The sequence below is a fragment of the Altererythrobacter sp. BO-6 genome (genome assembly GCF_011047315.1).
Lineage (GTDB): Bacteria > Pseudomonadota > Alphaproteobacteria > Sphingomonadales > Sphingomonadaceae > Erythrobacter.
On sequence record NZ_CP049259.1, the window covers coordinates 349539 to 362435 of the forward strand.

Here is a 12897-nt window from a genome sequence, read left to right on the forward strand (position 1 = left end):
CCGATCCGGAACTATGCCCTTAGGCGCCAGCCCGTCTTGAAGATGTAAGCGATGATCGCGACGCAAACCGCCAGAAAGCCCAGAGTGATCGCGAAGCTGATCCCGATGCTCACGTCTGCGCTGCCGTAGAAGGTCCAGCGCAGCCCGCTGACCAGATAGACGATCGGGTTGGCAAGCGCGATCGTGTCCCACGGCTTGGGCAGCATATCGATCGAGTAGAATGTCCCGCCAAGGAAGGTTAGCGGAGTGAGAAACAGCATCGGGATAATGCCCAGCTTCTCGAAATTGTCCGCCCACACGCCCAGGATAAAGCCGAACAGGCTGAAGGCGGACGCGACCAGCACGATATAGACCAGCGAAAGCAGCGGATGCGCGATCGAATAGTCGACGAACAGCCGCGCGGTAAGGAGGATGATCGCAGCGAGGATCAGGCTCTTGGTTGCCGCCGCGCCGACGAAGCCGATCAGCGTTTCCGCCACGCCCACCGGCGCGCTCAGTAGTTCGTAGATCGTGCCGGTGAAGCGCGGCATGTAGATGCCGAAGCTCGAATTGCTGGTGGTTTCCCCCAACAGGGTAAGCATCAGCAGGCCGGGAATGATGAAGGCGCCGTAGTCCACCCCGCCAAGATCAGGCATGCGGCCACCGATCGCCGCGCCGAACACGATGAAATAGAGCGATGTCGTGAGCACGGGCGCCAGCACCGACTGGAAGGCCGTGCGCAGGAAGCGCACCAGTTCGCGCTTGTAGATCGACCAGGTTGAACGCCACGCAATCATGCTGCGACTTCCCCGTGATCGAGCAGCGAGACGAAGATCTCCTCAAGGCTGCTCTCGCGCGTGTCGATCCCGATGTAATCGACCCCCGCGCGGGTCAGCGCCTTGGTCAGATCGGCGACTTCGGCCTTGCCCTTGCCGGTGCCGTCGCCACCGCGATAGCGCAGCGAAGTGCCGCCATGCTCCAGCTCGACCGGGAAGCCGGCGATGGCTGGCGGTATCTCGCTCATCGGCGCGGCCAGCGCGATATGCGCCTCCGTCCGGCCCAGTTTCGCCATCATCGCCGCCTTGTCATCGACGGTGATGATCCGTCCCTTGTTGATGATCCCTACCCGATCGGCCATTTCCTCGGCCTCTTCAATATAGTGGGTGGTAAGGATGATGGTGACGCCGCGTGCGCGCATCTCGCCAATGATCGCCCACATGCCCTTGCGCAGTTCGACATCGACCCCGGCGGTCGGCTCGTCCAGGAACAGCAGGTCCGGTTCGTGCGCCAGCGCCTTGGCGATCAGGACGCGCCGCTTCATCCCGCCCGAAAGCGCCATGATCCGCTCGTTGCGCTTGTCCCACAGGCTCAGGCTCTTGAGGATTTCCTCGATCCGTTTCTTGTCCGGCGGCAGGCCGAACAGCCCGCGCGAATAGCTGACCGCGCGGATCACCGGCTCGAACATGTCGGTGCTGAGTTCCTGCGGCACCAGGCCGATCCGGCGCCGCGCCTGCCGCCAATCCGTTGCCATATCGTGCCCGAAGGCGCGCATCGTGCCGCCGGTCGGCCGCACCAGCCCGCACACTGCGCCGATCAGCGTGGTCTTGCCCGCACCATTGGGGCCGAGCAGCGCGAAAATCTCGCCCTTGCGGATTTCCAGGTCGACATTGTCGAGCGCCTTCAGCCCGCCCGGATAGGTCTTGCTGAGGCCGCGCAGCTCTAGGATAGGTTCGCTCATTGCAACTTATCTAGGGCAAGAGCAGCGAGGAGTCACCATAGGAATAGAAGCGATATTCGTGTGCGATTGCATGGGCATAGGCCGCCATCATCCGCTCACGCCCCATTAGCGCGCTGACCAGCATCATCAGGGTCGATTTGGGCAGGTGGAAATTCGTCATCAGGCCATCCACGCCCTTGAAGCGATAGCCGGGGGTAATGAAGATCGCGGTATCGCCTTCGAACGGCGCTATGGTGCGATCCTCGCGCGCCGCACTCTCCAGCAAGCGTAGCGAGGTGGTGCCCACCGCGATGATCCGTCCGCCAGCAGCGCGCGCGGCATTTAGCCGGTCTGCCACCTCGGGCGTGATCCGGCCCCATTCGGCGTGCATCTGGTGATCGTCGGTATCGTCGGCCTTCACCGGCAGGAAGGTGCCCGCGCCGACGTGCAGCGTCAGCATCTCGCGCTGGATCCCGGCGGCATCGATGGCATCGACCAGGCGCTGGGTGAAATGGAGCGAGGCGGTGGGCGCGGCAACTGCCCCGTCCTTCTCCGCGAACATCGTCTGGTAATCCTCGCGATCCTGCGCATCGACGCCGCGCTTGCCCGCAATGTAAGGTGGCAGCGGCATGGTGCCGGCGCGGTCGAGCAGCACTTCGACCGGCTCCTCGCCTTCGAAGAACAGTGTGAAACTGCCATCGGCATGGCGCGCTTCGGCAATGGCGGTGACCCCGCCGCCGAACACCAGCTGGTCGCCTTCTTTCAGCCGCTTGGCATTGCGGATAAAGGCAATCCAGCGGCGCAAGTCCTCGCGCTTGTGCAGCGTGGCGCCGATCTTGGCCTCGCCCCCCGCCCTGCGCCCTTCGAGCTGGGCCGGGATGACCCGCGTATCGTTGAACACCAGCACATCGCCAGGATTGAGCAGCTGCGGCAGGTCGCGAACGCCCCTGTCTTCAAATGGCCCCTCCCCGCGCACAACCAGCATACGCGCGGCATCGCGCGGGCGCACCGGGCGCAAGGCAATCCGCTCTGGCGGAAGCTCGAAATCGAACAGGTCAACGCGCATGGGCAGCGCCATAGTGAGTTCCTGCGCACGCAGGAACCCATAGCAAATGTGAAAAACCGAAAATTCTGCGCTCCTGCTTTCGCAGGAGATCACCTGGCCTTGGGCGAATTAGAGCGGCGCGCTCAGCATGTCAGCGGTGATTTCCTCATCCGCCTGCGGCATGGGTGCCGCCGGGCGCGGCTTGCCATCCGCCGCAATCGAGGCCTGCACGATTCGGGTCGGGTTAGCGGGCGGCTCCCCCCGGTTGATCGCATCGACCGCGGCCATGTTGGAGATCACGCGGCCGAAGTTGGTGTAGCGCTTGTCCAGGCTGAAGCGCGGATAGAACACGATGAAGAACTGGCTGTTCGCGCTGTCTTCGCTTGCCGCACGCGCCATCGACACCGTGCCGCGGATATGCGGCATCGGATTGAACTCTGCCTTGAGGTCCGGCAGCGCGGAACCGCCCTGGCCAGTGCCGGTTGGGTCACCACCCTGCGCCATAAAGCCTTCGATCACGCGGTGGAAAATGATCCCGTCGTAAAAACCCTGCCGCGTAAGCGTCTTGATCCGCTCGACATGGTTCGGCGCCCAACTGGGCATCAGGCGGATCGCCACCCGCTCGCCATTGGACAGGTCCAGCAGCCAGACATTCTCCGGGTCTTCGCTCACGTCATAGCTGATCGTGCCATAATTGCGCTGGTCGGCCGCAGCCGGTGCAGGCATCGCTTCTTCCGACGCGGCCTCGTCCTGCGCGGAAACGGCAAGAGGTGCAGCAAGCATGCCAAGCGAAGCAGCGGCAAGGAGAAATTTCTTCAGCATGGGTGACGTCACGAAGGCCTGTGTTCCTTGAATTTCGGGCTGCGGTCTAGCCGCACATCTCTGTCGCCGCAATGAATGATCGGCCGCGGGTGCACAGCTATCTGGCAACGCGGGCCATCACATCTGCGCGTACCTGCGGTGTGACGAACTTGGAGATGTCTCCGCCGTAAATCGCGATTTCCTTGACCAGGCGGCTGGCAATCGGCTGCAGCGCAACATCGGCCATCAGGAACACCGTTTCGATATCGTGGTTGAGCTGGCGGTTCATGCCGGTGAGCTGGTATTCATATTCGAAGTCGGTCACCCCGCGAATGCCGCGGATCACCACCTGAGCGCCCATCTTTTCGGCAAAATCCATCAGCAGCGAGCTGAAGCCCACGACACGGATATTCGCGCCACCGATGCTCGCCACTTCGCGCTCGACCATGGCGATCCGTTCGTCGTCCGAAAACATCGGCGACTTGGCGGCATTGGTGGTGACGCCGATGATCAGCTCGTCGACCAGTTTCGCGCCGCGCTCGATGATGTCCATATGGCCGAGCGTAATCGGGTCGAACGTGCCGGGGTAGATCCCGATGCGATGTGTCATCTGTCCCTCTCCACGATATAGCGCGCGACCGCGGCCAACATACGGGCGTCATCGCCATGCGGGGCAAGCCGCGCGATGGCCTGGTCGACAAGCGCCCGCGCCTGCTCTCGCGCCTTGTCGACGCCCATCAGCGTCACGAAAGTCTGCTTGCCCTGGCTCTCATCCTTGCGCAGCGCCTTTCCTGCCTTCTCTGCGTCCCCCTCGACATCGAGCAAGTCATCCGCAATCTGGAAAGCGAGGCCAATGTCACGGGCATAGGCGCGCAGGTGATGGCGCCCCTCGGGCGGCACATGACCCATGATCGCGCCCATTTCCACCGAGGCAGCGAGCAGCGCGCCGGTCTTCAATTGCTGCAGCCGGGTGATGGTGTGGAGATCGTAATCCGATCCTTCCGCCATCATGTCCATCATCTGGCCGCCGGCCATGCCGTCCCAACCGCTGGCCTTGCCCAACGTCATGATCAGTTCGGAGCGGGTGAAAGGATCGGTGCTGGTTTCCGTATCGGCGAGGATCTCGAAAGCCAGCGCATGCAGCGAATCGCCCGCCAGCACGGCGGTGGCCTCGTCGAAGGCCTTGTGCAGCGTGGGTTTGCCATGGCGCAAATCGTCATCGTCCATGCACGGCAGGTCGTCATGGATCAGCGAATAGACATGGATCGCCTCGACCGCGCAGGCCGCCCGCAGCGCCCGGTCGCGATCGACCCCGAACAGTTCGGCAGTGCTGACCAGCAGCAACGGGCGCACCCGCTTGCCGCCACCGATGGCGGCATAGCGCATCGCCTCCACCAGTCGCGCGCGCGTGTCTTGCGGCACCGGCAACAGCGCGTCGAACACGCTGTCGACCTCGCGCTGCACCTGCGCCAACCCGTCCTTCAAAAGGCTGTGATCGCTCCCCCCGGCCATGTGTCTAGCTTTCGGAATCGAACGGTGCGGTGCCAACCGCTGCACCCGAAGCATCGGTCACGATCCGTTCGATCCGCGCCTGCGCATCGTCGAGGCGTTTCTGGCAGTGCTTGCGCAAGGCCTCGCCGCGTTCGTAGAGCGCAATCGACTGGTCAAGCGGCACATTGCCGCTTTCCAGCTGCTGCACGATCTCTTCCAGCGCAATCAGCGCCTGCTCGAAGGAGAGTTGGGAAATATCGCTCGTGTCGGAAATGGTGATGGTCCTTTTCGAATGACGCGCGAGCATTGACCGCCGCGGCGCGGGCGGTCAAGTTGTCAGTCAGCAACACAAACGGGGGAATAGCCGATGAGCAAGTGGATAATCGCCTACATCGCCGCCGCAATCGCCTTTGGCATCCTCGATTCGATCTGGCTGAGATGGGCGGGACCCAACCTGTATCGCCCGGTGATCGGCGAGATCATGGCAGAGGAATTCCGGGTGGTGCCCGCCGCCGCGTTCTACCTGATCTACCTGGCGGGCATGGTGTGGTTTGCGATTCGCCCCGGAATCGAAAGCGGCCAGGTAAGCGCTGCGGTGCTCAACGGCGCTCTGCTCGGCGCGCTGTGTTATGCAACTTTCGATCTTACCAGCCAGGCCGTGTTCAAGGTTTGGTCCACCCATGTCAGCGTGATCGACATTGCCTGGGGCGCGTTTGCGACGGCAACCGCCAGCGCCGTGGCGACCTGGGTGACGCTGAAATTCGCGAGTTAGCCCGTGTTCGTCGGACATTTCGCCCCTGCCTTCGTCGCCGCCGCTGTCAGCCCGCGCGCGCCAAGGCTGGGCACGCTTTTCGTCGCCGCGCAGCTGGTCGACTGGGCCTTCATGCTGTTTTTCATGGTGGGTGTGGAGCAGGCCCGGATCACGCCGGGCATCACGGTGATGAACCCGCTCGACCTCTACCACATGCCCTATACGCACAGTCTGCTGGGCACGCTGATTTTCGCAGGCTTTTTTGCGCTGATCATCGGCTTTACACTACGCAGCACTGCGGCAGCATTCTGGACCGGCTTCGTCGTCGTTAGCCATTGGCTGCTTGACCTGGTGGTTCACCGCCCCGACCTAACCCTCGCCGGCGGCGACACAAAGATGGGCTGGGGCTTGTGGAACTATCCCTGGATCGAAATCCCGCTCGAACTCGGCATCACTGTGCTCGCTTTCTATGGATACATACGCGCCACCAAGGGCCCGATCGGCCCGCCGCTTGTCCTGATTGCCGTGATGCTGCTGTTCCAGGCGATAAGCTGGTTTGGCCCGCAACCAACCGAATATTCGATCTGGCTGCCGCTGACCGCACTCATTGCCTTTGGCGTGATCACTGCGCTGGCCTGGTGGGTCGGGGACAATCGCTGGCACAAGCACGCACGGGACTGGCGATAGCGACGCTCTGGCGCTAAGGGCGCGGGCATGGCTACCTTGACCTCGCACATCACGCCCGAAATCGTAGAACAGCACGGCCTTTCGCCGGAGGAATATGAGCGCGTCCTGCATGCGCTGGGGCGCGAGCCGAACCTGGTCGAACTGGGCATCTTTTCGGTGATGTGGAGCGAGCATTGCAGCTACAAGAGCTCGCGCCTGCACCTCAAGAAACTGCCGACCGAGGCGCCCTGGGTTATCTGCGGCCCGGGGGAGAACGCCGGCGTTATCGACATCGGTGACGGACAGGCGGCGATCTTCAAAATGGAGAGCCACAACCACCCCAGCTATATCGAACCTTATCAAGGCGCGGCGACTGGCGTGGGCGGCATATTGCGCGACGTCTTCACCATGGGCGCGCGGCCCATCGCCAATGCCAATGCACTGCGCTTTGGCCGGCCTGACCATCCCAAGATGCAGCACCTCGTCAAAGGCGTGGTCGCGGGGATCGGCGGCTATGGCAATTGCGTGGGCGTGCCGACCGTGTGCGGCGAGACCAATTTCCATGCCGCCTACGATGGCAACATCCTCGTCAATGCGATGACCGTCGGCCTCGCCGATGCCGACAAGATCTTTTACAGCGCCGCGACCGGCGTCGGCAATCCGATCGTTTATGTCGGTTCGAAGACCGGGCGTGACGGGATCCACGGTGCGACCATGGCCAGCGCCGATTTCGGCGAAGATGCCGAAGCCAAGCGCCCTACCGTGCAGGTGGGCGATCCCTTCACCGAGAAGCTGCTGATCGAGGCCTGCCTGGAACTGATGGCGACCGATGCCATCGTCGCGATCCAGGACATGGGCGCAGCGGGCCTCACCTCTTCCAGCGTGGAAATGGCGACCAATGGCAAGGCAGGTATCCGCCTCGACATGAACAAGGTGCCATGCCGCGAAGAGGGCATGACGCCGTATGAGATGATGCTGAGCGAGAGCCAGGAGCGGATGCTCATGGTCTTGAAGCCCGGCAAGGAAGCCATGGCGGAGGCGATCTTCAAGAAGTGGGAGCTCGATTTCGCAGTCATCGGCGAAGTCACCGACACGCAGCACATGGTGCTCGAGTTCAATGGCGAGGTGGTGTGCGACATCCCGCTCGGCCCGCTCGCTGCCGATGCCCCGCTGTATGACCGCCCCTATCTCTCGAAAGAGGAATATGCCGTCTGGGCCGGGGTAAAGCCGATGACCGACCGGCCCGACAGTGCGGATGTCGGCGCGGACCTGCTCAAGCTGATGGCCAGCCCCAACCTCGCCAGCAAGCGCTGGATTTACGAGCAGTATGACAGCCAGGTGATGGGCGACACGCTGCAAACCGGCGGCGATGCCGGCGTGGTGCGCATCCACGGCACGAAAAAAGCGCTGGCGATCACCACTGATTGCACTCCGCGGTACGTCTATGCCGATCCCTACGAGGGCGGTAAGCAGGCGATTGCCGAGGCCTATCGCAACCTTTGCGCGGTTGGCGCGCGCCCGCTGGCGGTGACCAACTGCCTCAATTTCGCCAACCCGCAGCGCCCCGAGATCATGGCGCAGCTGGTCCACGCGCTCGAAGGCATGGGCGATGCCTGCCGCATGCTCGACTTCCCGATCGTGAGCGGCAACGTCAGCCTCTATAACGAAAGCAAGGCGACCGGCGGTGGCTCCGCCATCCTCCCTACCCCGGCCATCGGCGGCGTGGGCATCATCGACGATTATGGGCAGATGATGACGCTGGGCTTCAAGAACGCCGGTGACACACTCTACCTCGTCGGCCCCGAATTCTGGGCGCGCCCTGACCCGACCCGCTCGCACCTCGGCAAGTCGCTGTGGCTCAGCGTGGTCCATGGCCGCGACGAAGGCCGCACCCCGCCCACCGACCTCGTCATCGAGCGCAATGCCGGCATGATCATCCACGAACTGATTGCCGACGGGCTGGTCAACGCCGTGCATGACCTTTCGGATGGCGGCCTTGCGGTCGCGCTCGCGGAAATGGCGTTGGCGGGCGGGCTCGGCGCAGAGGTCGAAGCCAACGCGGATTACACCGCAGCGCAGTGGTGGTTCGGCGAAGACCAGGGCCGCTATGTCGTCTCGGTTCCCGATACCGAAGCGCTCAATGCGGCGCTTGCCAAGGGCACGGAGAATGCCGAGACCGCGCAGATCGGCTTCCGCCGCATCGGCACAGTTGGTGGTGACAGCCTGCTGGGCGTGAAGCTCGCTGACTTGCGCGAAGCGCATCAGAGCTTCTTCCGCGACTGGATGGAGGGGTGAGCCTTCCACCCGTCATTGCGAGCCTTGCGCCAGCAAGGCGCGGCAATCCATCATGATGCCTCGCAACATGGATCGCCGCGTCGGGCTGACGCCCTCCTCGCGATGACGAGTTAGGGTGTCAGACCTCCTCCAGCCCATCCTGCATTACGGCGGGCACTGGCTGGTGCCCTTCGTCTTCGCATGGTTGCTGTGGCGTTCCGACTGGAAGCGCGCGGGTCTCGTCATCGCCGCTGCAAACCTGATCGACCTCGATCACTTGCTGGCGGACCCGATCTTCGATCCCGATCGCTGCAGCATCGGCTTCCACCTGCTCCACGGCTGGGAGGCTGCGATCGCCTATCTGCTGATGCTGGGCGTGCCGAAATGGTGGGTGCGCGCGCTGGGAATTGGGGCATTGTGGCATTTGGCGGTCGACTATGGCGATTGCCTGATGCAAAACATGTGAGATGACAGAAGGTTATTCAGGGGCGCCGCTCGCCAAGAAGCTATCACTGCGCGACGGGCAGCGCTGCTGGTTTCATGCCATGCCCGACCATGTGCAGGACGAGATCGACGAATATGCGCTCGAGCTGACCTTCGTTGGCTATCCGGCGGAAGGGATCGATGCGGCGCACATCTTCGTGAGCGAGCGCGCCGAGCTCGAACGCCTGCTCGCCTCGCTTCGCCACCAGATCGCCAGGGACGGCCATATCTGGGTCAGCTGGCCCAAGAAAGTCTCGAAAGTCGAAACCGATATCAAAGAGGACACCATCCGCGAGGTCTGCCTGCCGCTGGGGCTGGTCGACACCAAGGTCTGCGCGGTGGACGAGACCTGGTCCGGCCTCAAGCTCGTGATCCGCAAGGAGTTGCGATGACCGCGCCAGGCACGAAGACGACGCTAAGCCTCGTCGCCTTCATCGTCTTTATCGACATGGTCGGGATCGGGCTGATCATCCCGGTAATGCCGACGCTGCTTGAGACGCTCACGGGCGAAAGCATCGACCGCACCGCCGAAATCGGCGGCTGGCTGCTGTTCGCCTATGCGCTGATGCAGTTCCTGTTCGCGCCGCTGGTGGGCGGGCTGTCGGACCGTTACGGCAGGCGACCGGTGCTGCTGCTGACGCTGTTCCTGCTGGGGATCGACTATGTGATCATGGCCTGGGCGCCGGAACTGTGGTGGCTGTTCGTCGGGCGGCTGATGGCGGGCGTGATGGGGGCAAGCTGGGCTGCCGCGAACAGCTGCGTCGCCGATGTGGCGAAGCGCGAGGAGCGCGGCAAGTATTTCGGCATCCTAGGCGGAGCGGGTGCCAGCGGGTTCGTGATCGGGCCCGCGATCGGCGGCGTCCTGGGCAGCTATGGCGAACGCTTGCCCTTCATCGCTGCGGCCATTTTGTGCTTCATCGGCGCCGCCGTGGGCTATTTCCTGCTGCGTGAAACGCTGCCGGTAGAGAAGCGCAGGCACTTCACGATGGCCCGCGCCAACCCCTTCGGAACGATCATCCAGATGGCCAAGACGCCAGTCGTGCTCGCCTTCCTTGGCATCATCTTCCTGATGCAGCTGGCGTCGCAATCGACCTTCTCGGTCTGGGCCTATTACAACGTCCTCGCCTTTGGTTGGGGAGAACTGGCGATCGGCCTGAGCGTGGCGCTTTACGGCTTGTTGCTTGCGATCGTTCAAGGCGGCCTGACCGGCCCGTGCATCACCCGCTTCGGTGCCAAGGCCACCACGGTCTTCGGGTTCCTGTTCGCGATCCCCGCCTATGTCCTGTTCGCCTTTGCGCCGGGCAGCTGGGCCATGATCGTGGGGATCGTATTCGGTAGCTTTGCCGGGCTGACCTTCCCCGCCATGCAGCAATTGATGACGGAGCGCATTTCGGATGATGCGCAAGGAGAATTGCAGGGTGCGATCGCTTCGATGGTCAGCCTGACCAGTATTGTCGGGCCGATCGTGATGACGGGTCTGTTCGGCGCCTATGCCGACGAACAGGGGCTGTTTTTCCCCGGCGCGCCGTTCCTGCTGTCAGTCGTGATCCTGCTGGTGGCCCTTGCCGCCCTGCGCTGGAACCTCGCGCGGATCGCTCTGGCTACGAACTAGCGCGGCCTCGCTGCAGCTGCGCCGAACAGCACAAGCCATGCGATCTGCGGCAGATAGGTAAGCAGGGCACCGTGCAAGTCCATCCCGATCATGCCGCTGGCGAGGTGAAATGCCGTGGCCGTGCCCACCAGCACACCCAACCCGGCCACCCAGTGCCAGCCCATGCGCCATAGCGCCACGCCAAAAAGGGCAAACGATATACCTGTCGAGACTGCGCCGAGCATGGCGAAGGACTGGTTCATTTCCCAGGCAAGTCGGCCGATATCTCTCCCGATCTCCGCTTCGGGATAGCGCCACAGGCCTGGTACCACGAAGCCGTTGATTGTCCCGGCGATCATGCCGCCCGCCTGTCCGGCGACAAAGGCGACCAGTCCGATTGTCGCGGGCAGGCGCTCGTCAAGCTCACGCCAGATCGCAAGCATCCCGGCAGTTTGGAGAAGCATGAAGAACAGCAATCCCCCGTGGACGATAGGCGTCCAGATCGTGCCATAATCGCCTCCGCTGGGATGGTTTGCCATCAGCACGAATGCCAGTACCGAAGCCCCGGCCACCAGCCATCCCGCCACCACTCCACCAACCATCCTGCCGTCGCTCATTACCTTTACCTTCCTGAAAAACTGTGCTTTCCCAGTGGATCACCGGGGGTGCGAACGACAATGGACAATCTCATCGAAAAGTCGGGCAGCCGGGCCGAGACACGCCAGCGGATCCTTGGAGTGTTCAACCGCCTGCTGCTGGAGGGCGCATCGCCAAGACCCGCAGTGGCACAGGTGATCGCCGAGGCAGGTATCGCGCGCTCTACATTCTACGATCATTTCGACGGGATCGAAGCGCTCTCGAACGAAAGCCTCGCCAACCTGTTTGGCGCGCTGGCCGACAGCCTTATCGCGGACCATAACGACGCCATGCTTGTGCCCCTGCTCGAGCATGTCTGGCAGAACCGCGGGTCCGGACGCGACCTGATATTGGAGCCACGCGGGCACAGAACCGAAGCCTTGCTGGCGCATGTCATCGAACAGCGATCGCAGGTTCTGAAAGACCGTCGGCTAAAGGCGATCCTGATCGCCGGGACGGTCTTTTCCGCGATAGCCGGGTGGGTATCCGGTCGAATCAGCACTCCACCGGAAGAGATGGCTCGGACGCTAAGACGCGCAACGTCGGCGATCCTTGCCGAAGCCTGAGATTGAGGGCGTTCAGGCAGCCTGTGCCTGCGATGCCATCAAGTCTTGCTGCAAATGCCCTTCAGCTTCGAGCTGCGCCAGGCATTGCCGGTAGATCACCGGCTTGCCGATATTGAGCCGCGCGCGCGCCGCATCGATATCTTCGCGCATCAGCGCTTCGATGTCCTCGTGTGCGATCTTGGCAGCCGCACGGCCCAGATCGCGACCTTCGCGCACTGCGGCAAACAGCGGTGCATTGGTGCGTGTAGTCTTTTGGATCTGGCGCGTTCCCGCATAGGCGATGAATTTCACGCCCAGATTGCGATTCTGCTCATAGCTGAAGCCCAGCAGACACGCCTCGCCCAGCGCATCACGACCATAGCCGCTCAGCACATGGAACAGATCATGCGTGTCCCGCAGCCGGTCGAAATACCATTGCGTCCAGTCTTGTGGCAGAGTTTCCGGCGGCGCCCACTTGTGGCTATCAGCGACAAGTCCGGCGGCGGTCAGCCCTTCGCTCTTCATGAAGCGGATGTAATGCTGGGCCACGCTGTTGGGCGCGCAATCGGCCCAGCGTTCATGGTCGTCCAGCATCGCGGGGATATTGACGCCGTTTTCAATATCGACCACGCCACGGTACGAGACAATGAAATCCCAAGCCTGATCATGACTGGCACGGCCTTTCAGGGCCTCGATGATGTGAAACACCTGTTCGGTATCTTCCTTGTCCGCCACCAGCTTGCGGAAATGCTTCCACACCTTGAACGGGCGGAAGCCTGAAAGCTTGCGATCAGGGGCTAGCAAAGGGCGATCGGACATCGGCATAATTCGACTCTCAATATCACCGCGCAACTTACAAGAATGTAAATTGCCTGTCCACGATCCTCGGCAAGTAACTAGCTTGCCTTTGAACGCGAA

At 62.6% G+C, this 12897-nt stretch carries 16 protein-coding genes; 7 read left to right on the forward strand and 9 right to left on the reverse strand.

Annotated features, from left to right (window positions below):
• Positions 1 to 11: 11 nt before the first annotated feature.
• The 7 genes from G6N82_RS01690 to G6N82_RS01720 all read right to left on the reverse strand — a co-directional run bounded on the left by G6N82_RS01690 (position 12) and on the right by G6N82_RS01720 (position 5340).
• On the reverse strand, positions 12 to 776 hold the full coding sequence (locus G6N82_RS01690) for an ABC transporter permease (RefSeq protein ID WP_165193111.1): 765 nt from the start codon (positions 774 to 776) through the stop codon (positions 12 to 14).
• On the reverse strand, positions 773 to 1717 hold the full coding sequence (locus tag G6N82_RS01695) for an ABC transporter ATP-binding protein (protein WP_165193113.1): 945 nt from the start codon (positions 1715 to 1717) through the stop codon (positions 773 to 775). Before G6N82_RS01695 ends, G6N82_RS01690 begins: the two co-directional genes overlap by 4 nt.
• Positions 1718 to 1727: 10 nt before the next feature.
• Complete coding sequence (queA, locus tag G6N82_RS01700) at positions 1728 to 2762, reverse strand: tRNA preQ1(34) S-adenosylmethionine ribosyltransferase-isomerase QueA (RefSeq protein WP_165197855.1); 1035 nt, start codon at positions 2760 to 2762, stop codon at positions 1728 to 1730.
• A 108-nt stretch (positions 2763 to 2870) separates the two neighbouring features.
• Positions 2871 to 3563 carry a peptidylprolyl isomerase gene (locus tag G6N82_RS01705; RefSeq protein ID WP_165197857.1) on the reverse strand — a complete coding sequence of 231 codons (693 nt, stop codon included), beginning with the start codon at positions 3561 to 3563 and terminating at the stop codon, positions 2871 to 2873.
• 97 nt (positions 3564 to 3660) lie between these two features.
• The gene (gene coaD, locus G6N82_RS01710) at positions 3661 to 4152 is read right to left on the reverse strand and encodes a pantetheine-phosphate adenylyltransferase (RefSeq protein ID WP_165193115.1); all 492 of its coding nucleotides are present in this window, start codon (positions 4150 to 4152) and stop codon (positions 3661 to 3663) included.
• The gene (locus G6N82_RS01715) at positions 4149 to 5054 is read right to left on the reverse strand and encodes a polyprenyl synthetase family protein (RefSeq protein ID WP_165193117.1); all 906 of its coding nucleotides are present in this window, start codon (positions 5052 to 5054) and stop codon (positions 4149 to 4151) included. The genes coaD and G6N82_RS01715 overlap by 4 nt, the downstream gene beginning before the upstream one ends.
• A gap of 4 nt (positions 5055 to 5058) precedes the next feature.
• On the reverse strand, positions 5059 to 5340 hold the full coding sequence (locus G6N82_RS01720) for an exodeoxyribonuclease VII small subunit (protein WP_165193119.1): 282 nt from the start codon (positions 5338 to 5340) through the stop codon (positions 5059 to 5061).
• A 60-nt stretch (positions 5341 to 5400) separates the two neighbouring features.
• Here G6N82_RS01720 and G6N82_RS01725 point away from each other — a divergent pair, with 60 nt between their 5' ends.
• The 6 genes from G6N82_RS01725 to G6N82_RS01750 all read left to right on the forward strand — a co-directional run bounded on the left by G6N82_RS01725 (position 5401) and on the right by G6N82_RS01750 (position 10819).
• Positions 5401 to 5805: a DUF2177 family protein gene (locus tag G6N82_RS01725; protein WP_165193121.1), complete on the forward strand. Its 405-nt coding sequence runs from the start codon at positions 5401 to 5403 to the stop codon at positions 5803 to 5805.
• 3 nt (positions 5806 to 5808) lie between these two features.
• Positions 5809 to 6471 carry a hypothetical protein gene (locus tag G6N82_RS01730; RefSeq protein ID WP_165193123.1) on the forward strand — a complete coding sequence of 221 codons (663 nt, stop codon included), beginning with the start codon at positions 5809 to 5811 and terminating at the stop codon, positions 6469 to 6471.
• A 27-nt stretch (positions 6472 to 6498) separates the two neighbouring features.
• A complete protein-coding gene (gene purL / locus G6N82_RS01735) occupies positions 6499 to 8745 on the forward strand; it encodes a phosphoribosylformylglycinamidine synthase subunit PurL (protein WP_165193125.1) in 2247 nt (748 codons plus the stop codon).
• Positions 8746 to 8860: 115 nt separating this feature from the next.
• Positions 8861 to 9190: a DUF6122 family protein gene (locus G6N82_RS01740; protein ID WP_165193127.1), complete on the forward strand. Its 330-nt coding sequence runs from the start codon at positions 8861 to 8863 to the stop codon at positions 9188 to 9190.
• Between the two features lies 1 nt (position 9191).
• Complete coding sequence (locus tag G6N82_RS01745; protein ID WP_165193130.1) at positions 9192 to 9599, forward strand: DUF3052 family protein; 408 nt, start codon at positions 9192 to 9194, stop codon at positions 9597 to 9599.
• Entirely contained in the window at positions 9596 to 10819 is a 1224-nt protein-coding gene (locus G6N82_RS01750) for a TCR/Tet family MFS transporter (protein ID WP_165193133.1), read from the forward strand. The genes G6N82_RS01745 and G6N82_RS01750 overlap by 4 nt, the downstream gene beginning before the upstream one ends.
• Here G6N82_RS01750 and G6N82_RS01755 read toward each other — a convergent pair.
• Complete coding sequence (locus G6N82_RS01755) at positions 10816 to 11415, reverse strand: hypothetical protein (protein WP_165193135.1); 600 nt, start codon at positions 11413 to 11415, stop codon at positions 10816 to 10818. The genes G6N82_RS01750 and G6N82_RS01755 overlap by 4 nt on opposite strands.
• Positions 11416 to 11475: 60 nt before the next feature.
• Between G6N82_RS01755 and G6N82_RS01760 the strand changes: the two genes are divergently transcribed.
• Complete coding sequence (locus G6N82_RS01760; protein WP_165193137.1) at positions 11476 to 12000, forward strand: TetR/AcrR family transcriptional regulator; 525 nt, start codon at positions 11476 to 11478, stop codon at positions 11998 to 12000.
• Positions 12001 to 12012: 12 nt separating this feature from the next.
• On the opposite strand, the gene G6N82_RS01765 is transcribed toward G6N82_RS01760, so the two are convergent.
• Complete coding sequence (locus tag G6N82_RS01765; protein ID WP_241255155.1) at positions 12013 to 12798, reverse strand: ubiquinone biosynthesis protein COQ4; 786 nt, start codon at positions 12796 to 12798, stop codon at positions 12013 to 12015.
• Positions 12799 to 12897 lie beyond the last annotated feature (99 nt).